The 18,439-nt window shown below is 66.0% G+C and carries 22 protein-coding genes; 11 read left to right on the top strand and 11 right to left on the bottom strand.

The window, feature by feature from the left end; all coding sequences use genetic code 11:
• Positions 1–51: 51 nt before the first annotated feature.
• Complete coding sequence (gene aztA, locus ASG64_RS05615) at positions 52–699, top strand: zinc ABC transporter ATP-binding protein AztA (protein ID WP_056070792.1); 648 nt, start codon at positions 52–54, stop codon at positions 697–699.
• Between the two features lie 470 nt (positions 700–1,169).
• Here aztA and ASG64_RS05610 read toward each other — a convergent pair whose 3' ends face one another.
• The 6 genes from ASG64_RS05610 to ASG64_RS05585 form a co-directional block, all read right to left on the bottom strand.
• Positions 1,170–2,327, bottom strand: coding sequence for a N(5)-(carboxyethyl)ornithine synthase (locus ASG64_RS05610; protein ID WP_056070789.1), 1,158 nt, complete (start codon positions 2,325–2,327; stop codon positions 1,170–1,172).
• A 52-nt stretch (positions 2,328–2,379) separates the two neighbouring features.
• Complete coding sequence (locus ASG64_RS05605; protein ID WP_082518339.1) at positions 2,380–2,784, bottom strand: ATP-binding protein; 405 nt, start codon at positions 2,782–2,784, stop codon at positions 2,380–2,382.
• A gap of 98 nt (positions 2,785–2,882) precedes the next feature.
• Positions 2,883–3,239, bottom strand: a complete 357-nt coding sequence (locus ASG64_RS05600; protein WP_056070785.1) for an STAS domain-containing protein — start codon at positions 3,237–3,239, stop codon at positions 2,883–2,885.
• On the bottom strand, positions 3,236–4,093 hold the full coding sequence (locus ASG64_RS05595) for a GAF and ANTAR domain-containing protein (RefSeq protein WP_056070782.1): 858 nt from the start codon (positions 4,091–4,093) through the stop codon (positions 3,236–3,238). The genes ASG64_RS05600 and ASG64_RS05595 overlap by 4 nt, the downstream gene beginning before the upstream one ends.
• A 126-nt stretch (positions 4,094–4,219) precedes the next feature.
• Positions 4,220–5,092, bottom strand: coding sequence for a hypothetical protein (locus tag ASG64_RS05590; protein WP_200933420.1), 873 nt, complete (start codon positions 5,090–5,092; stop codon positions 4,220–4,222).
• Between the two features lie 20 nt (positions 5,093–5,112).
• Positions 5,113–5,463, bottom strand: a complete 351-nt coding sequence (locus tag ASG64_RS05585; RefSeq protein WP_056070779.1) for a VOC family protein — start codon at positions 5,461–5,463, stop codon at positions 5,113–5,115.
• 220 nt (positions 5,464–5,683) lie between these two features.
• On the opposite strand from ASG64_RS05585, the gene ASG64_RS05580 reads away from it, so the two are divergent.
• The 9 genes from ASG64_RS05580 (at position 5,684) to ASG64_RS05540 (ending at position 13,372) form a co-directional block, all read left to right on the top strand.
• Entirely contained in the window at positions 5,684–6,910 is a 1,227-nt protein-coding gene (locus ASG64_RS05580) for a molybdopterin-dependent oxidoreductase (protein ID WP_056070777.1), read from the top strand.
• Positions 6,907–7,419, top strand: a complete 513-nt coding sequence (locus ASG64_RS05575) for a hypothetical protein (RefSeq protein ID WP_082518094.1) — start codon at positions 6,907–6,909, stop codon at positions 7,417–7,419. Before ASG64_RS05580 ends, ASG64_RS05575 begins: the two co-directional genes overlap by 4 nt.
• A gap of 164 nt (positions 7,420–7,583) precedes the next feature.
• On the top strand, positions 7,584–8,273 hold the full coding sequence (locus ASG64_RS05570; protein ID WP_056070774.1) for a hypothetical protein: 690 nt from the start codon (positions 7,584–7,586) through the stop codon (positions 8,271–8,273).
• A 189-nt stretch (positions 8,274–8,462) separates the two neighbouring features.
• The gene (locus ASG64_RS05565; RefSeq protein WP_042574383.1) at positions 8,463–9,164 is read left to right on the top strand and encodes a class I SAM-dependent methyltransferase; all 702 of its coding nucleotides are present in this window, start codon (positions 8,463–8,465) and stop codon (positions 9,162–9,164) included.
• Positions 9,161–10,537, top strand: a complete 1,377-nt coding sequence (locus tag ASG64_RS05560; protein WP_056070771.1) for a hypothetical protein — start codon at positions 9,161–9,163, stop codon at positions 10,535–10,537. The genes ASG64_RS05565 and ASG64_RS05560 overlap by 4 nt, the downstream gene beginning before the upstream one ends.
• Before the next feature lie 39 nt (positions 10,538–10,576).
• The gene (locus ASG64_RS05555) at positions 10,577–11,638 is read left to right on the top strand and encodes an NAD-dependent epimerase/dehydratase family protein (RefSeq protein WP_056070768.1); all 1,062 of its coding nucleotides are present in this window, start codon (positions 10,577–10,579) and stop codon (positions 11,636–11,638) included.
• A 2-nt stretch (positions 11,639–11,640) separates the two neighbouring features.
• Positions 11,641–12,297, top strand: coding sequence for a glycosyltransferase family 2 protein (locus ASG64_RS05550; protein WP_042574386.1), 657 nt, complete (start codon positions 11,641–11,643; stop codon positions 12,295–12,297).
• Entirely contained in the window at positions 12,294–12,974 is a 681-nt protein-coding gene (locus ASG64_RS05545; protein ID WP_056070765.1) for a TIGR04282 family arsenosugar biosynthesis glycosyltransferase, read from the top strand. The genes ASG64_RS05550 and ASG64_RS05545 overlap by 4 nt, the downstream gene beginning before the upstream one ends.
• Complete coding sequence (locus ASG64_RS05540) at positions 12,926–13,372, top strand: GtrA family protein (RefSeq protein WP_082518092.1); 447 nt, start codon at positions 12,926–12,928, stop codon at positions 13,370–13,372. The genes ASG64_RS05545 and ASG64_RS05540 overlap by 49 nt, the downstream gene beginning before the upstream one ends.
• Before the next feature lie 24 nt (positions 13,373–13,396).
• On the opposite strand, the gene ASG64_RS05535 is transcribed toward ASG64_RS05540, so the two are convergent.
• From ASG64_RS05535 to ASG64_RS05520, 4 genes are all read right to left on the bottom strand, one after another.
• Entirely contained in the window at positions 13,397–14,422 is a 1,026-nt protein-coding gene (locus tag ASG64_RS05535) for a YncE family protein (RefSeq protein WP_056072753.1), read from the bottom strand.
• A gap of 117 nt (positions 14,423–14,539) precedes the next feature.
• Positions 14,540–15,055, bottom strand: a complete 516-nt coding sequence (locus ASG64_RS05530; RefSeq protein ID WP_056070759.1) for a winged helix-turn-helix transcriptional regulator — start codon at positions 15,053–15,055, stop codon at positions 14,540–14,542.
• Between the two features lie 3 nt (positions 15,056–15,058).
• A complete protein-coding gene (locus ASG64_RS05525) occupies positions 15,059–15,484 on the bottom strand; it encodes a PaaI family thioesterase (RefSeq protein ID WP_327212883.1) in 426 nt (141 codons plus the stop codon).
• 218 nt (positions 15,485–15,702) lie between these two features.
• On the bottom strand, positions 15,703–16,866 hold the full coding sequence (locus ASG64_RS05520) for a mandelate racemase/muconate lactonizing enzyme family protein (protein ID WP_056070753.1): 1,164 nt from the start codon (positions 16,864–16,866) through the stop codon (positions 15,703–15,705).
• A 96-nt stretch (positions 16,867–16,962) separates the two neighbouring features.
• Between ASG64_RS05520 and ASG64_RS05515 the strand changes: the two genes are divergently transcribed.
• Positions 16,963–17,646 carry a GntR family transcriptional regulator gene (locus ASG64_RS05515; protein ID WP_056070751.1) on the top strand — a complete coding sequence of 228 codons (684 nt, stop codon included), beginning with the start codon at positions 16,963–16,965 and terminating at the stop codon, positions 17,644–17,646.
• Between the two features lie 65 nt (positions 17,647–17,711).
• Here ASG64_RS05515 and ASG64_RS05510 read toward each other — a convergent pair whose 3' ends face one another.
• Positions 17,712–18,419, bottom strand: coding sequence for an NADPH-dependent F420 reductase (locus ASG64_RS05510; RefSeq protein WP_056070748.1), 708 nt, complete (start codon positions 18,417–18,419; stop codon positions 17,712–17,714).
• Between the last annotated feature and the right edge of the window lie 20 nt (positions 18,420–18,439).

Here is an 18,439-nt window from a genome sequence, read left to right as displayed (position 1 = left end):
GGGATGTTAATGACAGTGATAACGGTTTTCAAAATCGTTTAGGGTGGGATCGTGTTTACCTCCCGATCCGAACAGTCACCCGCCGCTCGTCTTCGTGGGGTGCGCGTCGAATACCCGACCCGCGTCGCCGTGCGCGATGTCGACCTGGACGTGTCACGCGGTGCGATCATGGCGATCGCCGGTCCCAACGGTGCCGGCAAGTCCACTCTGCTCGAGGTGATCGCCGGCACCACCTCGCTGACGTCGGGTAGTCGTGTTGCGACACAGCGGATTGCGTTCGTGCCGCAACGTGCAGCGGTGTCCGACCGGTTGCCTCTCACCGTGCGCGATGTCGTGACCGTAGGCGCGTGGGGTCGAACCGGTCGGTGGCGCAGACTCGACTCCGGCTCTCGCGCTTCGGTGAACGACGCCCTCGACCGTCTCGGCATCACCGAACTGGCGGCGGTGCCTTTCTCGACACTGTCCGGTGGGCAGCGCCAACGTGCGCTGCTCGCCCAGGGTCTCGCGGGCCAGGCAGACCTGCTCCTGCTCGACGAACCCACCACAGGTCTGGACACTGCGAGCGGGGAACGGATTCGGGCCGTGATGAGAGCGGAATCCCAGCGCGGCGCGGCCGTTGTCTGCGTGTCTCACGACCCGTCGGTGCTGGGCACCGCCGATCGGGTCGTGACACTCGAGGACGGTCGCATCGTTTCCTGACAGCACCAGGGGCAGAACGCAGAATACGGGTCGCGAGTGCGGATACGGTGCGCTCGCCGCTGCTTGACGGGCGCACCGCTCCGGGCGTAGCGGGGCGCCTGAGGTGGGCATTGACACCCATGAGGGGTCTCGAAACGGATCGAGCGGAAGCGGTTGCCGTCGTCCAGTACTGAACGCTTCGTTCAGGTCTTGGCGACCCCTGGGGAGTAGCTGCGCTCGCTGCACGGTTCGTCGGCCCGAATTCGGGTACGTCGAAACATCGTCGACGAACGCTCGGCAGGAGGAGCCGTCCCGTGTCCGACTTGGACTCCGATCACCCGCACGGGCTTCCGGCAGGTCGTCATTCGCTGTCGGATTTTTCGTGCGGAACCGACTGGGCGAGTGTGTGCGCCGATGTGGTGGATGCACACGGCGTCGCGATCGTCGCCACAACGGCCTCGCACCTGGATTCGCGCCGGGTTGATCGGTTGTCACGCAGTCGCTGTCGGCACCGTCCGGTGGGGGTAGTCCGCCTCGCGGTGCTGGAAGGCGAGAATCGCAGGGTTGCTGATCTTGCCGTTCCGTATCTCTATGGACCGGGCAATGGTGGGGGAGGAGTCCCATGAGGACGGGCCGTCCATCACGGTGCGCAGATAGGGCAGCAAGGCTTCGCTGATCTCCCAGGTCGCGGAGTCCCACAGGTAGGACGGGCTGTGATCGACGGCGTAGTACCGGACGTTGTCGCCGACGAGGAATGTCGGAGCGTCGAACGACGTCGGCCGTGCCCACTCGAATCCCATTCCCTCGTCGCAGGAAACGTCCACGATGAGCGTTCCGGACGGCACGGCCTGCAAGTCGTCGGTGGAGAGGAACGTCAATGGTGACGCGGTGTCCTGGAGGACGCAGTTGACGATGATGTCGTGGTCGGCGAGGAACCCGGGCAGCGGCACTCGGCCGGTGTCGGTGAGGGCTCGGTTCTCGTGCGGATCGTGCTCGTCGACATCGAAATTGACGATGCGCGCGGAGTGGATGGGCGAGCTCACCGCCGATGCGCCTCGCTGGGTCAGGACATCGACGTCGTGGATGCCGTGGGCGTTCAGCGCGGTCACTGCGCCGCGGGCGGTGCTGCCGAATCCGATGACGGCTGCGCGGAGTCGGCGACCGTAATCACCGGTCGACCCGGCCAGTTGGAGTGCGTGCAGTACGGAGCAGTAGCCGGCGAGTTCGTTGTTCTTGTGGAAGACGTGCAGTTTGAACGAACCGCTGCTGGACCAGTGGTTCATGGCCTCGAATGCGATCAATGTGAGCCGGCGGTCGATGGCTGTCTGCGTGAGCTTCTCGTCCTGAACACAGTGCGGCCACCCCCACAGTGTCTGCCCGACGCGCATTCCCGCGAGGTCGGAGACCTGCGGTTTGGGGAGGAGGAGGACGTCGCAGTCGGAGATCAGGTCGTCTCTCGATCGCAGCCCGGCGACCAGAGTCGACAGATCGTCGTCCGTCACGCCGTACGGTGCTCCGTATCCCTTCTCCAAGTAGATGCGCGCGCGAAGATCCGGGTCGATGCGTTCGAGGTGTCGGGGATGGATCGGGAGGCGACGTTCGCTCGGTTTACTGGAGAGTGATGCGACGCCGAGGGTGAGCTGGTGCACGAGTGCCCTTCCGGTTGCAGTGCAACCGAGTGTCGGAGAACGAGATCGGACGTCAGGTGAATGCCGGTTCCTGCGGGTGGGGGGTCGTGGAAGACCATCTCGCGCGGACGGTGGTCCCGGTCGCCGAACGGTCGACCGTCGAGACGGTGCTCAGCGCCGCGATGAGCGGCAGGCCGTTGCCGCGAAGACCGTTGTGTACGGGGTTCTTCCACCGTCCGCGATCGATCACGGTGACGTCGAGGGAACCGACGTCGACCGTGTAGATGACGCTGATCTGCATCGTGCCGACACCGTCCGAGTCGAGGTACGCGTGATCGACGACGTTGGCCATCGCCTCGTACACCGCCAGCACGACGTCTGCTCTGCGCGTGCTGTCGAACGGCAGGATGTAGAGCCACGCGGCCAGCGCCCTCCGCACGGCGCCGATGCACAGGGCGTCGGCGGGTACTTCGGACATGACGAAGTGCGGGTGCCGGGTGATCGGAAGGCCGGGGACGCCGCTGCGGTCCTTGGCGGGGTCGCGTGTCGTCTCCAGTACGCCCAACGCACGGCCGTTCAGGACGACACCGCGGCCAGCGCCGTGTCGAGGTCGGCGTGCAGGGAGAGCATCTCGTCCAATCCGACGAGCATCAGCGGACGCGTCGTGGCCGGGCCGTTCGAGACGACCGCGAGCGCGCCGATCCGACGGTGCGTGTCGATCAGAGCCGTCATCCCGGTGGAAGACAGGAAGGCGACCTCCGTCAGGTCGACGATGACAGCGGACGGCATCGTCTGCGACAGCGCTCGGTCGAGCGCTGCCGTCAGCATCGGCGTGGAGTCGAGGTCCAGGTCTCCCCGGACCGAGACGATCAACACCGAACCATCGCGGGCAGTGGTGACCTCGACGGAGCGGGTGTCGTGGTTCCGGTTCATTGCGCTACCGCCACAACCGAGCTGACCGTGCGCTCCGCGAGCACTGACACACGCACATTTTCCCGTTGAGATTGTTCGACCAGAGCGGCGAAAGCCGCATCCGCGGTGATACCGCGTACCGCCATGACGATGCCTTTCGCCTGTTCGATGCAAGCGCGGGTCTCCATCGCACGACGCAGGTTGCCTGATTCTTCCCGGGCCTCCGCGGTGTGCCGCGATTCCCACACAGCGACCTCCACGGCGGTCACGAGGACCTTCACCAGGACCTCGTCGATGTCGCTGAAGCCGTGATCGCCGACGCTGTAGACGTTCAACGACCCTGCATGCTCCGAATCCACATCCAAGGGTGCGGACAGGAAGCTGCGTACGCCGGCGTCGGTGGCCGCCGCCGCGAAGAGCGGCCACCGCGAAGCTGCTTCTTCGACGCGATCCCGCACGATGCGCCCGGTCCGGGCGGCCTCGAGGCAGGGCCCCTCGTTCACGCGGTACTGATCGGCTTCGATGTCGCTGACCCTCGAATCGGATCTCGCCGCGGTTTCCGGGTTGGCCGCATCGTGATGCAGGAGTGTCACCCCGGCCATGTCCGCGCCGGGGAGTGCGGCCACCGCTTGGTCGCACAATCCCTGAAGAAGGGCCTGAAACCGACTGTGTGACAGCAGGATTTCACGAAATACGTCCAACGCGTCGAAAGTGTCCGCAGCGAAGTAGCGCATCGTGATCGGGGTGGGAGTCGCACGAGTAGGGCGGGACGACAACGCCCCCGCGATCTCGTCGTCGAAGGCGGTCGCAGCCGCCAGCGTGGCCGCCGTGCTGTGATCATCCGGGGGCAGGCCGGACGAGATCGAATCCGTCATGCGGAGTCCTCTGTGGTGCAGTCATGACACCTGTCGACGTGCGCGGAGGACGCTGCGCGGTGATGACTTCACCGGATGACGCCAACCGTACGCTGCGGGTCAACCCCCCCTGACGTCTCGCGCGGCCTACTTCCGCCGGGACCGGCTTCCGATCAACAACGTGATGGATGCCGCCAGATCGGCAACGAACACCTCGCGTGTCTCGGCAGCGACTCGGTCCAGCGACAGATAGGGGTTCAAGTCTTCGAGTTCGACGAGAAGTAGGTCGCCGGCACCGGTGCGACACGCGTCGACGCGTTGGATCCCACGGTCGATGTCGTTCCAGTCGATGAAAGTTCGAGCGAACACCAGATCGGCGTGCGTCGGTTCGTAGCGTTCCAACGCCCACCGCCGGCTGGGATCCGGTGCGTAGAGCGCGTACTCGAATGTATGACCGATGAAGTAGAAGGACACCTCGTACTCGAACATGATCCGGGGTTGAACGAGACTGTCGTCGTCGTCCAGATCCGCGAGCTCGGCATCACGGACGAAGCGCAAACCGACCGAGTCTGCGCCGAACTTCGGTTTGACGACATATTCGACCGACTCGGGCAGGCGTGCTACATCCGCGGGACGATCGACGGTGGGAATCACCGGGTACCCGTCGGCGAACAAGTCCACCAGGTATTGCTTGCCGGCCATGTCGGCCTTGCCGCTCAACTCGGACAGCACCAAGACCTTCCGGGCCTCGGCAAGCGCCCTGAACGCATCGTGTTCCTGTCGGTAATGGATTGCGGGGCCGGAGTTTCGAACGAGGACGGCATCGAACAAGTCCATCAAGTGCGACGCGTCCAGGGGATGACACAGTGCTATGTCGAAATGCTCTCGCAAACGTGTCGAGAGGTAGATGTCCTCGTCGCAATAGCGGCGCCCACGAGCCTCGTAGGCGAGGTCGGTGACGTAGAGAACCCGCTTGCGGGCGGGTGGGGCGGAGACGCTGGACAGAGCCTGGGCATTCACTCGATCAGTGTCGCAAACCGTCAGTACACCGGCCTGAACCCGGCGATCAACGTGACTACGTTCCCGTCAGGATCGGTGACCGGTGCGAGTCGGACTCCGTTGGTGGCATCCGTCGTGTCGCCGACGCGTAGTCCGCGGTCTGTGACCTCCGTGATGTGAGCGTCGATATCGTCGACGGCAAGGTTCGACTGTGTGTGGCCGGCCCGGTCGGCATCGCGGAACACCTGGATCCATGCACCCGGAACGACTTGCCATTCGATCAGACCCGGCATCGGGTTGTTGTCGGGCTCACGTCCCAGCAGGCGTGTGTACCAATCGCGTGCGACATCGATGTCGCGCACGGGTACGACGGTCAGCACGTGGTCGATCATGGGATTGTCCTCTCGTCGGGTGTCGTGGGTGTAGACCGGCGAGAGGTCGCGAACTCATCGATGTTCCGGACGCTATCCGCGTCGATTCGACCCCGCTCGATACGTGCTGATCAGTGGGCGTAGGTCGGCTGTGCCGACGATTCGAGATCGTCCGGCCTGCAACGCGTGGCCGTGCAACACTTCGAGAGTCGGAGAACAGTCAGTCGAAAGGGTTCCGCCGTTGCGTCAGCTGCCTGAATTCCGAAGTGCGATTCGCGGTCCCTGGTTGACGTCGGTGTTCGGTGCGGTCCTTGTGGTGGCCCTTCCGGTGATCACCGTGACCGGGCTGCTGTCCTTCATCGCGTACGGGCCCCAGTTCGGGCAGGCCCGCCCGGGTGACGTGGGGTGGCTGAGATTGCCCCAGTTCGACTGGCCGACCGATCCGTCATGGATCTACCGGGTGAACCAGGGCCTGCACGTCACGCTCGGCATCGTCATCATTCCGTTGGTGCTCGCGAAGCTGTGGTCGGTGATGCCGAAGCTGGTGCAGTGGCCGCCGGTCCGATCCCCGGCGCAGGCGCTCGAGCGGCTCAGCCTGTTGATGCTGGTCGGTGGTGTGCTGTTCGAGATCGTCACCGGTGTACTCAACATCCAGTACGACTACGTCTTCGGCTTCGACTTCTACACCGCCCACTACTTCGGGGCATGGGTGTTCATTGCCGGATTCCTCGCGCACGTGGCCGTCAAGGTTCCGGTCATGTGGAGGACGTTGCGACAGACGTCGCTGTCCGAGGTGCTCCGGGAGCGCAATCGAGCGGCCGGGGTGGAACCGGAGCACGAGCAGAAAGCGCCGGACGGCATCTCTCGGCGCGGGGCCCTTGCACTCGTGGCCGGCGGGAGCGGACTGCTGGCGGCACTCACTATCGGGCAGACCATCGACGGGCCATTGCGATCGACCGCTCTGCTGGTGCCCCGCGGCCGCTCCTACGGCGACGGGCCGAACGACTTCCAGATCAATCGCACGGCGGTCGCAGCGGGAATCGATCCGGCGTCCACCGGGGATTCATGGCGTGTGGAGTTGTCGGGAACGACGAGCGTGGTTCTCGACCGAGCAGCACTCGAGGCGATGGATCAGCACACCGCGGTATTGCCGATCGCGTGCGTCGAGGGGTGGTCGACGACGCAGGAGTGGACCGGGGTGCGCTTGCGGGACCTCGCCGGCCTCGCCGGCGTGACCGACGGCACCGCCACAGTGGCCTCGCTGGAACAGGGAGGTGCGTTCGCGCAGGCGACGCTGGCGCAGAACCAGGTGTGGCATCCGGATTCGCTTCTCGCGTTGACCGTCAACGGTGCGGCGCTGTCGCTCGACCACGGCTATCCCGCGCGGGTGATCGTTCCGGGCCTTCCCGGTGTCCACAACACCAAGTGGGTGTCGCGTATCGACTTCGCAGGCGGGGCCGATCGATGAGGCGGCTGTACGGGGCAGGCGCGGCTCACGCGGCCGTCATGGTCGTGTCCTTCGTCCTCGCGGGTGCCGCCGTCCTGACTCTCGGGGTGGACGCACTGTGGAACTCGGACAGGTGGTGGCAGTCGATCGCCGTGTGGTTCATCGGCGCGGCGATCCTGCACGACCTCGTTCTGTACCCGCTGTACTCGCTGGCGGATCGGGCGACGCGCCCGACTCGCAACTGGACGGTTCGACAGGTCCCGGTGCGGCAGCACATTCGGGTGCCGGCCCTCGGCGCCGCCCTGACGCTGCTGGTGTTCTTCCCGGGCATCCTGAACACCGACGACACTGCCATCGTGGCGGCCACTGGCCTGAACCGTGACCCGTATCTCGAGCGGTGGCTGTGGGTCGTGGCGGCCATGGTCGCGATCAGCGTCGCGGTGTTCGTGGTGCGGGTGCTCGCGGCGGTGAGGCGGCCGTCACCAGCGACGCCACACGGCCACGATCGGACGGATACACAGGGCGCCTAGGGATCATGCGAAAAGACCTCCGCGAGAACGTTTCACGCCCGGTCCGGTGGCGTTCCACCGTCGCTGCCACGCAGGTGGCCGCGGGAACGATTGCGGTCGAACACCATCCATGGGCCGTGTCGCGGCGAATGTGGAGTAACCATTACCGACGACAAGGAGCTGATATGTTCACCATCCGTAAATCCGTGGCCGCTACTGCGATCGGCGTGATGTCCCTGATTCCGCTGGCCGCCTGCTCGTCCAGTGACGACGGCGGATCGGCAGCGACGACGTCCAGTTCGTCCTCCGCCGCCGCATCGACGTCCACTCAGCCCGAACCTGCCGCGCAGGTCGATGCTTTGACCGGCGTGGACACCGCCGTTGCGCTCGATACCGGCTTCACGGACGCTCTGACCACGCTCGGGTTGACCCCGGGAACCGTGGGCACGGCGACCCTCGCGGATGGATCACTTCGATTCCCGATCACCGGCGGCAACGTCAAGTACTGGACGCCGGGCACGGTCGATCCATACGTGCAGGGCTCCATCGACCACGAAGGCAGCGGATTGTCGCTGACCGCCGGCGGTACCACGGTGGAGCTGACCAACTTCGTCATCGATCCGGGCACCTCACTGCTCATGGGTGATGTGACCGTCAACGGAGAGAGCGCCGCCACCGACGCCGTGCTGTTCGATCTCGACGGCCGCACACTCGAGCCGCTGGCCACCGGCTCGAACAACACCGCGATTCTGCAGGGCACGACCGTGCATATCTCCGAGACCGCCGCCGGCCTGCTGAACGAGACGTTCAAGACCGACGCCGTCACCCCGGGACTGCTGGTGGGAGTCGCCACGATCACTGTCAACACGCAGTAACGAGGCACAGCCTCCTACCCGGCCCACATCGACACCGATGTGGGCCGGATCGTGTCGACGAGTCGGGCGATGGCCCCTGAACGTGGAAAACGACTGAACGCGACGTTTGTCGCCGACGTCCACCGGGAATGGACAAGCATCCACATCGAGGAAGTGCCGGACCAGTCGGGGTCTGTAGAAGGGACAAGCGTGACAGCGACTTCGGCGGGCGAGGCCCCTGACAATTTCGATGTTCTGTTCGACACTGCCTCAACCGGTACCGCGTGGTGGGTGCGGCACCGGGACGGCCGACGGAACCTGTTGCCGGTCGGGCGTTGGCTCGGCGGCGAGCACGCGGACGCCGATGACCGCGCAGTGGACGAGACGTTGCTCGCCCTTTGCCGGGGACGCACGATCGATCTCGCGTGTGGGCCGGGCCGGTTGGTCGAGGAACTGCGGCGACGGGGAGTGTCGGCGATGGGTGTGGACACGTCCCCGGCAGCTGTCGCGCTGGTCCGTGAACGTGGTGCCAAAGCCGAGCTGGCCGACATCTTCGACATCGTTCCACACGAAGGGCATTGGGACACAGTGCTTCTCGTCGACGGGAACATCGGCATCGGTGGTGATCCCGGCCGTGTCATCGGTCGTGCTCACGACATCGCGTGCGAGAGCGGATCGGTCCACGTCGAAGTGGCAACCCCCGGAACGGGATTCGTCGCCGAATGTCTGCGCATCGAGAGCGACGAGACTGCGGGGCCCTGGTACGACTGGGCGCGAATCGATGCGGAGACGCTGGCGCCGCTCGCTGCGGCACGAGGGCTGGTGCCGGTGGGCGTGACCGCGATCGCCGGTCGGCATTTCGCTCACTTCGTCAAACCCCCGTACGGTTCGGCCCCCGAGACTTCCGAGTGAGCGGCCCGACCGCGACCGATCGCCGGGGGTGGGTTCCTCGAGTTCCGGAACTGATCGGCGCACTCCTCGCGGCTGCACTGGTCGTCGCGGCAGTGGTCGTGGCGCGGCGGGAGAATGCCGTCGTCACTCCGCTGATCGGCGGCATGGGTTTCGACTTCGACGATTTCGCGTCGCTCGCGCCTCTGTTCGGGCGGTGGGGCGCTCATGTGGGGCCGGGGACTCCGGTCGCGGTGATCGTCGGCGTCCTGGTGGTGATCCTCAGCCCGTCCGTGGCGGCACGCATGTCGTGGCGTCCGCTGCTCCTCGTCACCTGGGCGACGACCCTTGTCTGGACCGTCGGTCTGGCTGCGGTCGACGGCTGGCAGAAAGGGTTCGTCGACAAGTTGACGTCCCGCGACGAGTATCTGTCCGAAGTAGGTGGTATCGACGACATCGGTGCCACACTGCGCGGCTTCTCCGACCGGATCGTCGACGGCCAGGCGGAGTCCTGGACCACGCACGTCTCCGGGCATCCCCCCGGCGCGATTCTGACGTTCGTGTGGTTGGACCGCATCGGACTCGGGGGAGGCGCGGCCGCCGCATGGTTGTGTGTGATCGTCGGGTCATCGGCCGCCGTCGCCACCGCTGTCGCCGTGGCAGCGCTCGTCGACCGCGACACCGCCCGACGGTTGATCCCGTTCGCCGTGATCGCGCCGAGCGCGATCTGGATCGGTGTTTCCGCGGACGGATTCTTCACGGGTGTGTCCGCCTGGGGCATCGCCTTTCTGGCCGTCGCAGCAGCCGGTCGACGACCTCGGCACGATGCCGCGGCCGTCGCGGCGGGTCTCCTGCTCGGGTTCTCGGTCTACCTGAACTACGGCCTCGCTCTGATGGGACTGCCGGCCCTGGCGGTCCTGATCGCCTCTCGCCGCGTGCGGCCACTGGTACCGGCGATCGGCGGCGCCCTCGTCGTCGCCGGCCTCTTCACCGCGTCGGGCTTCTGGTGGTTCGACGGGTATGTGGCCGTCCAGGAACGGTATTGGCAGGGCATCGCGTCCGCACGTCCGTTCCAGTACTGGAGCTGGGGCAACATCGCGGCTCTGGTCTGCGCCGTGGGACTCGCGGTGCCCGCCGCCCTGTCACGCGTGGTGTCACTGCCACGTGTGCGACGTGCCGAGCCGGTGACGCTACTCGTGGTGGCAGCTCTGCTGGCGGTGACCTTCGCCGACCTGAGCAGGCTGAGCAAGGCGGAGACGGAACGCATCTGGCTGCCGTTCCAGGTGTGGATGACGGTTGCCACTGTCGCGATCGGGGACCGCTCGGTGCGCTTCTGGCTGGCAGCGCAAGTCGTGCTGGCATTGGCGATCAACCATCTGACGTACACGAACTGGTGAGCGACCCGCCCCCTCGATCGACACGACAAGGAGAAAACGATGCACGTGTTACTCACCGGCGCGGCCGGTTTCATCGGTGAACACATTCACGAAGCACTACTGGCGGCCGACCACGACGTGACGGCTGTCGACGCGTTCCTACCCTCGGCGCACGGCTCGACGCCACTGCACGCGCCGAACGTCACGACGGTCGACGTCCGCGACCCCGGCGCTCTGGACGATGTCATGGCGGGGGTCGACGTGGTGTGTCACCAGGCCGCCGTCGTCGGAGCCGGCGTCAGCACCGCGGACGCACCCGCATACGCCAGCCACAACGACCTGGGTACTGCCGAAGTACTCGCCGCGATGGCCCGAGCAGAGTGTCGGAAGCTCGTTCTCGCGTCGTCGATGGTCGTCTACGGCGAAGGTCGCTACCGCTGCCCCGTGCACGGTGTCGTCCGTCCGCGCCCCCGGAATCCGTCGGATCTGCGGAACGGTGTCTTCGATGCGAAGTGCCCGGAGGGTGACGAGCCGGTGACGTGGGAGACGGTGGACGAGGACGCTCCGCTCGAGCCCCGGAGTCTCTATGCAGCAAGCAAACTCGCGCAGGAGAACTATGCACTCGCCTGGTCGCTGGCGACGGGCGGATCGGTCACGGCGCTGCGCTACCACAACGTCTACGGTGACCGAATGCCGCGTGACACACCGTATTCCGGTGTCGCCGCGATGTTCCGCTCATCGCTCGAGGGCGGTGAATCACCGACTGTGTACGAGGACGGTGGGCAGATGCGAGACTTCGTCGACGTCCGGGACGTCGCCGCCGCCAACCTTGCCGCCGTCGAGCACGACGGAGCGGGGTTCGTGGCCTGCAACGTCTGTTCGGGACACCCGATCTCGATCGGTGACGTTGCGCGCATTCTGTGTCGTGCCCACGGCGGCGGCATCGAGCCGAAGGTGACGGGTCAGTTCCGTCCCGGCGACGTGCGGCACATCGTTGCCGGTGCCGATCGGGCCGACGAGATTCTCGGATTCCGAGCTGCCGTCGGTCCGGACGAGGGCCTGACGCGGTTCGCGTCGGCACCGCTTCGGGCGGCATCCGACGGCTCGGCCCCGGTGGTGTGACGATGATCGATCCTTCCGATGTCACCGTCGTACTCCCGTGCCGCAACGAGGCGCAATCTCTTCCCGATGTTCTCGACGCCGTGCCCGACGGCTATCACCGTCTGGTCGTCGACAACGGCTCCACCGACGGCACTGCGGACGTGGCCCGCGCGCACGGGGCGCACGTGGTCGTCGAGGCTGTTCCCGGGTACGGCTCCGCCGTGCACGCCGGAATCACCGCCGCGCGAACGACGGTTGTCGCCGTCATGGACGGGGACGGGTCGATGGACCCGCGCGAGCTGCCCGGGCTCGTCGCAGCGTTGGACTCCGCCCAACTCGTCGTCGGTCGGCGCCGCCCGGTGCACCGCAGTGGCTCGCCGTGGCACGCCCGCCTCGGCAACAAGGCCATTGCCTGGCGTCTGCGCAGACGGCTGAAGATCGACGTCCACGACATCGGCGCTCTTCGGGTGGCACGCCGAGAGGATCTGCTCTCGCTCGACGTCCCGGACCGACGCTCCGGTTACCCGCTGCAGCTGCTGGTTCTCGCCGCTCGGGCAGGGTGGACAGTTGTCGAGCACGACATCACCTACCGCCCGCGTACCGGGGGAGTGTCGAAGGTGTCGGGGTCGGTTCGCGGCACGGTGGTGGCCGTCTGGGATTTCGCGAAGGTGATTCCATGATCGATGCGACGCTGCTCGTCATCGCGAAAGCGCCGGTACCCGGCTTCGCCAAGACTCGATTGATGGCCGCCATGACCGCCGAGGACGCCGCGTCGGTGGCGGCTGCGGCGCTGCTCGACACGCTCGCCGCGGCGAGGCAGGCTCCTTTTGCCCGGCGGGTGGTCGCGATGACCGGCGACCTGGCCGAGGCGATGCGCAGCGACGAGATCCGAAAGTCACTGGCAGATTTTCTGGTCATCGACCAACGCGGGGACGGATTTGCGGAACGCCTGATCCACGCGTATCACGACGGGACCGGATCCGGTCCCGTCGTGCAGATAGGCATGGACACACCGCAGGTCGACCCCGCGATGCTCACCGACGTCGGTGAGGCTCTGGCACCGTCGTCGGCGATCCTGGGCCGTGCCGAGGACGGAGGGTGGTGGGTGCTCGGACTGCACGACGCATCCGATGCGCAGGCCCTGCGAGCAGTGGAGATGTCCACCGACCGCACCGGGGACGACACCCGGGACGCCCTGCAGCGCTGCGGCCTCGTCGTCGGTGCAGCACCGACTCTGCGTGACGCGGACGAACTCGTCGATCTCGACCCGATCGCACGACAGTGCCACCCGAACAGTGAGTTCGCCCGATGCGTGGCTGCGCTCCCCGTTTCGAGGCCGACGGGAGAGATGCTCTGACTACGACATCCGGAACCCGGAGTGTGCTGTTCCGCTTCTACCTCGTCGGGGCTGCGAGCGCCGTCGCGTACGTTGTGTTGTTTCTCGTGTTTCGGGTCGTCATGTCGTCCCAGGCTGCGAATGTGCTGGCGCTCCTGGTCTCTGCGCTCGCGAACACCGCGATCAACCGCCGATTCACCTTCGGTATTCGCGGCACCGATGCGATCGTTCGCCAGTACGTGCAAGGACTTGTCGTCTTCGCCCTCGGGCTGGCGGTGACCAGCGGGTCGTTGGTGCTCCTCCACAGGTGGGTACCTGATGCGTCGCGAGCAGTGGAGGTGTCCGTCCTCGTTGCCGCGAACCTCGTGGCCGCGGTGGTGCGCTTCCTAGGGCTGCGCCGAGTGTTCACCGAACACTGATCGTGAACGTCGCACAGGCACGTGTCACGACGCGTCGACACTGTCGGCAGGAATGATCTGCAGGCTCGAGTCCGCGCCGGGATCGCTGCCCGTCACCAGGACGTTTCCCGTTCGTGGATCCACGGCAACGGAATTGGCCTGACGAACCGTCGGCAAGTCGGCCACGATCCGCGGCGACGCCGGGTCGGCGACATCGACCACCCGAAGGATGTTGCTCTCGGTCAGCGTGATCAGAAGTAGCTTCCGATCGGCGTCGTAGGCGAGCCCGTACGGATTACCGGGTGCGTCGATGCGAGCGACCTCGCTGATGTCCGGGGTGATGCGCTCGAGGTAGACCGCGCCACCGTCGGTGTCGGCGAAGGCAGCGAGGTCGGGGCCGAGCGATGTCGCATGCGTCAGTTTGGTCCCCAACGGTCCCTGCGCGACGAGCTTCTGGTCCGGCCCGCTGTAGATCCAGATCCCGTTGCCCTGAACATCGGCGACAGCTGCGTAATCGCCCACAGCGGCAACTCCGCCCGGTTGTACGGGGCCGGCGGGGAGAGATGCTGTCACGACACCGTTGCGGACGAAGACGACTCCGCCGCCCATCTCGTTGGTCACGACGGTCGTGCCGTCGGCGGTCACCACGGCATCGTGCGGTTGCCGTCCGACGCCTCGAGTGGTGGAGAGCGACGCGCCGTTCGCCGGATCGACCAGGATCAGTTCGTCACTGGACTCGAGTGGCGCGAGTACCGGTCCGTCCGAGCCGGCCAGAGAGAGGTGCCGCGGCGCACCGACCGTCGGCACGAACTGCCGCTCCACCCCGGTCGCCGCATCGAGCAGCCTCAGACCGTCGGGTTCACGCACTGCGGCGACGGCGATGCCGGACGCCGTGACGACGATGCCCTCGGGTGCTCCCGGAAGCGGGACGACGGTGCCGATCGGGTCCTGTGCCTCGGGTGCCCGGGCGGGTTCCGCAGCAGGCGTCTGTGTGGGCGCGGGTGCAGGTTCCTCGGTGGAACAGCCGGCGAGAAGAGCGAGTACCGACAGAGCGACGACGAGTCGTTTCACGTTGTGCACCGAGCTTCCCTAGTGCGGCATGGAGCGTTCCTTCGAACATACCCAGTAGGTCGGCCGGATCTGCGCGAGTGGGCTCGATCAGGCGCGGCATTCCGTATCGAGCACTCCTCATCGAGTGGAAGGTTGCCGTGTGCGCCGCTCGGCTCGGAGGTCGGGATCGAGTCGCCGCGCAAGCGATTCGGATGCCGCGGGGCCGGCGACGAACCGAGCGTTGCTCTCGCCCAGAGTGCGGCCCGTTCGACGATCCACGAACACGGGGTCGATCTCCTCGCCCGCGTCGTCGACGAGGATTACCCCTCGATCGTCGGAGTCGACGTGCTTGTTGCCCCACGCGTACAGGGCGATGATGACGGGCGTGAGTTCACGTCCCCGGCGGGTCGGCACGTATTCGTAGCGGGGTGGACGGTCCTGGTACTGCCGACGTTCGAGCAGACCCGCCTCGACCAGAGACTTCAGACGCCTGGTGAGCATGTTCGGCGCAATACCGAGGTTGCGTTCGAACTCGTCGAAGCGGGTGAAACCGTCGAGAGCGTCGCGGAGGATCAGCAGCGTCCACCATTCGCCGACCTGCTCGAGGGTGTCGGCGATAGGGCATCCCATGCTGTCGAAGCTGCTGCGCTGCATCGTTTATCGCGGTGCGATGACGAGCAGCGAGCTGGTGGCGGTCGCTACGAGTCTGCCCTGGTTGTCGACGATGGACCCTTCGGCGAAGATCACCCGCGACCCCGTCTTGGTTACCCGTCCCGTCGCGATCAACGGGCCACTGGTGTCCAGGATGTTGCGGAGGTAGCTGACATTGATGTCGATCGAGGTGTAACCGGTGCCGGCGGGCAGTGTCGTCTGGGCTGCGCACCCGACGATCGTGTCGAGCAGCGTGCACGCGAGTCCGCCGTGGACCGTCCCAATCGGGTTGTAGTGCGCCTGGGAGGGCGTGCACTCGAACACCACCGTGCCGACCTCGGCCCGGATGGCGGTGAACTTCATCAGGGCGGCGATCGGTGGGGGAGGCAGTTCGCCGTCGACCAACGCCTGCATCACCTCGAGTCCGCTCATGCTTGCTGCCCGGGCCAGAACCGGACCCGGGTCTGCCCAGGTGAAGGTTTCGGACCGCTGAAGCTCGTCGGTGTCGCTGTGCATAGCGCTCCCATAGGTGCTCGAATCGGGCCGTCGCCGGCGTGTGGTGCCGACACTATGGTGGTTACTAGCATGATGCAAGTAACCGACCATGGTGATCGACTGTGCCCATGATTGCGGTCTGTGGATCCGGGGGATCAGTGCAGTTCGCGCAGCACCGTGTAGAACGCGGCCTTCTCCTCGAACCCGATGCCGGGGCTCTCGGTGAGCCCCACCTGACTGCGTTCGACGACCGCGCCGTCGGCGAACCCGCCGGTGGGCTGGAACTCGCCGGGGTAGGACTCGTTGCCGCCCAGTTTCAATGCGGCGGCGATGTGCAGCGAGAACTGGTGCCCGCCGTGCGGGATGCACTGACGTGACGACCAGCCGTGGTCCTTCAACATCGTCTGGATGCGCAGGTACTCGGTGAGGCCGTAGCTCAGCGCCGGGTCGACCTGGATGATGTCGCGGTCCGGTCGCATGCCGGCGTAGCGCACGAGATTACGAGCGTCCTGGAGTGAGAACAAGTTCTCGCCGGTAGCGATGCGACCCGAGTAATGCTCGGAAAGAACAGCATTGAGTCGGTAGTCGAGTGGATCCCCGACCTCCTCGTACCAGAAGAGTCCGTACGGCTCGATCGCCGCGCCGTATTCGAGGGCGGTCGCCAGGTCGAATCGACCGTTGACGTCGACGGCGAGGCGTGACCCGTCACCGTCGAGGACCTCGAGCACCGCGTCGATGCGGCGCAGGTCCTCGGCGAGGTCAGCACCGCCGATCTTCATCTTGACCACGTGGTATCCCATGTCCAGGAACCCGCGCATCTCGTCCTGTAGATCGGCGAGGGTCTTCCCGGGGGCGTAGTACCCGCCCGCCGCGTAGACGAAGACGGAGTCGTCGGGCACGCCATCGCCGTGCTTGTCGGAAAGCCAACGGTAGAGCGGCTTCTCGGCAATCTTCGAGGCGAGGTCGAACAGGGCCATGTCCACGACACCGACGGCGACCGACCGCTCACCGTGGCCGCCCGGCTTCTCGTTGCTCATCATGACGTCCCACGCGATGGTGGGATCGAGTTCGCCCTCTGCGTCGAGGAGCGAGTCCGGCGTCGCGTCGAGCAGGCGCGGGATGATGCGGCGGCGCAGGATCTCGCCGGCGCTGTAGCGGCCGTTGGAGTTGAAGCCGTATCCGACGACGGGCTCGCCGTCGCGCACCACGTCGCTCACGATCGCGACGATGGAGCAGTCCATCTTGCTGAAGTCGATCCAGGCATTGCGGATCGACGAGCTGATCGGAACTGTGCCCTCGTGGACAGCGGTGATTTTCATCTGGACCCCTTCTTGAATCTTGTAAGCCTTATAAGATATTCGAACGCTATACTCATCACGACCGAGAACACAACCCGTGACGAGAGGCGGACCACCGTGGCCGTTGCGCAGAATGTCTTCTCCAGCAAGGGAGACGTGGCCTACGCCCAACTGCGTAGCTGGATCCTGCTGGGAACACTTCCCGCGGGATCCCGTCTGGCGCAGTACGAACTCGCCGATCGTCTGCAGATGAGCATCACCCCGTTACGAGAGGCGGTGCGGCGACTGAGCAGTGAAGGTCTGATCGAACTCGACAGCCACAAGAACGTGCGCATCGCATCGATGTCGGCCACCGAGGCACGCCAGCTGTTCGAGGTGCGTCTGTCTCTCGACCCGACCGCCGTGGAACTGGCGGCCGAGCGGCGCACCGAACGCGACATCTTCGAGATGCGGGCCGCGGCCTCTCGACTGGTTCCGGTGACGCAGAGGTGGGGTGAAGAAGGTCTGATCGCGCACCGTGACTTCCACCGGACCTTGTACCTCGCGTCCCACAACGACGTTCTCATTCATCTGCTCGAGGACCTGTGGGACAAGTCCGATCGGTACCGCCGGGTGGGCCTGGAACTACCGCCCGGCGCCGAACCGCGCACCATCGATCATGAGGAGCACTTCCAGATCCTGGAACTCGTCGTCTCGGGTGACAGTCGCGCGGCGGGGGAGCTGACCCGCACGCACATCCTGAACAGCCTCACCGCCGCAGCGATCGAGGCGCTCGAGGGTGACGAGGTCACCCCTTTCTGACCCGGTGGTCAGCCGCTCCCCGCACAGGTCAGGCCGAGCCTTCGGGGGCCGGCGCCTGGTCGCCGTCAGAACTGTCGCGCGGCGACGTCAGGTCGGTGGGAGGCGGCGAGCAGCTCGCGGAGACGGTCGGCCGGGACCGGCGCTCCGGGGTCGGCGAGATAGTCGGCGGTGAATGCGGCTTGATCTGCAGCGTAGATCGGGGTGTACGCGCCGGATTCGGGTTCGAAGCTCCAGGATTCGGCGAGGGTTCCGGCGTCGACGGTGTCGAAACCGAGGGCGGTCACGATGGCCGCCACGCGCGCTTTGGCGTCGGCGTCGTCTCCGGCGATCGGCAGGGCTGTCCGGGGTGTGGAGTGGGCCAGGTTCGGGATGTGATGGAAGAGGATGTTGTTGAACGCCTTGACGATCACGGTGTCGGGTAGCAGTGCCTGTTCGTACTCGGCGGTGGTGTTGTCGAGGGAGTCGAGTTGCGCGATGCGTCCGTCGCGGTGCGGGTAGTAGTTGCCGGTGGAGATGACGGTCTTTCCGGCGAAAGCATCGACCGGGAGGTTCCCGTACGCCCCGAGCGGCACGGACAGCAGGGGGATGTCACCGAACTCTGCGGCGTCGCGGACCGTGCCTGCCCGAGCGCCGGGTCCCAACTCTGCGATCAGGTCCGTCAGGGACTCCGGTCCTCGCGAGTTCGCGATCACGACCTCGTGGCCCGCGGCGACGGCGAGTCGGGCCACCGCGGATCCGATCGATCCACTGCCGATGATTCCCAAGCGTGTCATGGTGCTGTCTCCTTCTGTCG

Origin of the sequence: Rhodococcus sp. Leaf247, from assembly GCF_001426185.1 — a bacterium.
Classification (GTDB): Bacteria; Actinomycetota; Actinomycetes; order Mycobacteriales; family Mycobacteriaceae; genus Rhodococcoides.
The sequence above is the reverse complement of the archived record's forward strand: the minus strand, read 5'-3'. Positions and strand labels throughout refer to the sequence as shown.

Bases quoted from the DNA above. Each gene is read 5' to 3' on its own strand.
- ASG64_RS05570 (WP_056070774.1), top strand. From the start codon at position 7,584: ATGTTCACCATCCGTAAATCCGTGGCCGCTACTGCGATCGGCGTGATG.
- ASG64_RS05600 (WP_056070785.1), bottom strand. From the start codon at position 3,239: ATGAACCGGAACCACGACACCCGCTCCGTCGAGGTCACCACTGCCCGC.
- ASG64_RS05595 (WP_056070782.1), bottom strand. From the start codon at position 4,093: ATGACGGATTCGATCTCGTCCGGCCTGCCCCCGGATGATCACAGCACG.
- ASG64_RS05605 (WP_082518339.1), bottom strand. From the start codon at position 2,784: ATGTCCGAAGTACCCGCCGACGCCCTGTGCATCGGCGCCGTGCGGAGG.
- ASG64_RS05575 (WP_082518094.1), top strand. From the start codon at position 6,907: ATGAGGCGGCTGTACGGGGCAGGCGCGGCTCACGCGGCCGTCATGGTC.
- ASG64_RS05545 (WP_056070765.1), top strand. From the start codon at position 12,294: ATGATCGATGCGACGCTGCTCGTCATCGCGAAAGCGCCGGTACCCGGC.
- ASG64_RS05555 (WP_056070768.1), top strand. From the start codon at position 10,577: ATGCACGTGTTACTCACCGGCGCGGCCGGTTTCATCGGTGAACACATT.
- ASG64_RS05530 (WP_056070759.1), bottom strand. From the start codon at position 15,055: ATGCAGCGCAGCAGCTTCGACAGCATGGGATGCCCTATCGCCGACACC.
- ASG64_RS05585 (WP_056070779.1), bottom strand. From the start codon at position 5,463: ATGATCGACCACGTGCTGACCGTCGTACCCGTGCGCGACATCGATGTC.
- ASG64_RS05510 (WP_056070748.1), bottom strand. From the start codon at position 18,419: ATGACACGCTTGGGAATCATCGGCAGTGGATCGATCGGATCCGCGGTG.
- ASG64_RS05540 (WP_082518092.1), top strand. From the start codon at position 12,926: ATGCGTGGCTGCGCTCCCCGTTTCGAGGCCGACGGGAGAGATGCTCTG.
- ASG64_RS05550 (WP_042574386.1), top strand. From the start codon at position 11,641: ATGATCGATCCTTCCGATGTCACCGTCGTACTCCCGTGCCGCAACGAG.
- ASG64_RS05525 (WP_327212883.1), bottom strand. From the start codon at position 15,484: ATGAGCGGACTCGAGGTGATGCAGGCGTTGGTCGACGGCGAACTGCCT.
- ASG64_RS05520 (WP_056070753.1), bottom strand. From the start codon at position 16,866: ATGAAAATCACCGCTGTCCACGAGGGCACAGTTCCGATCAGCTCGTCG.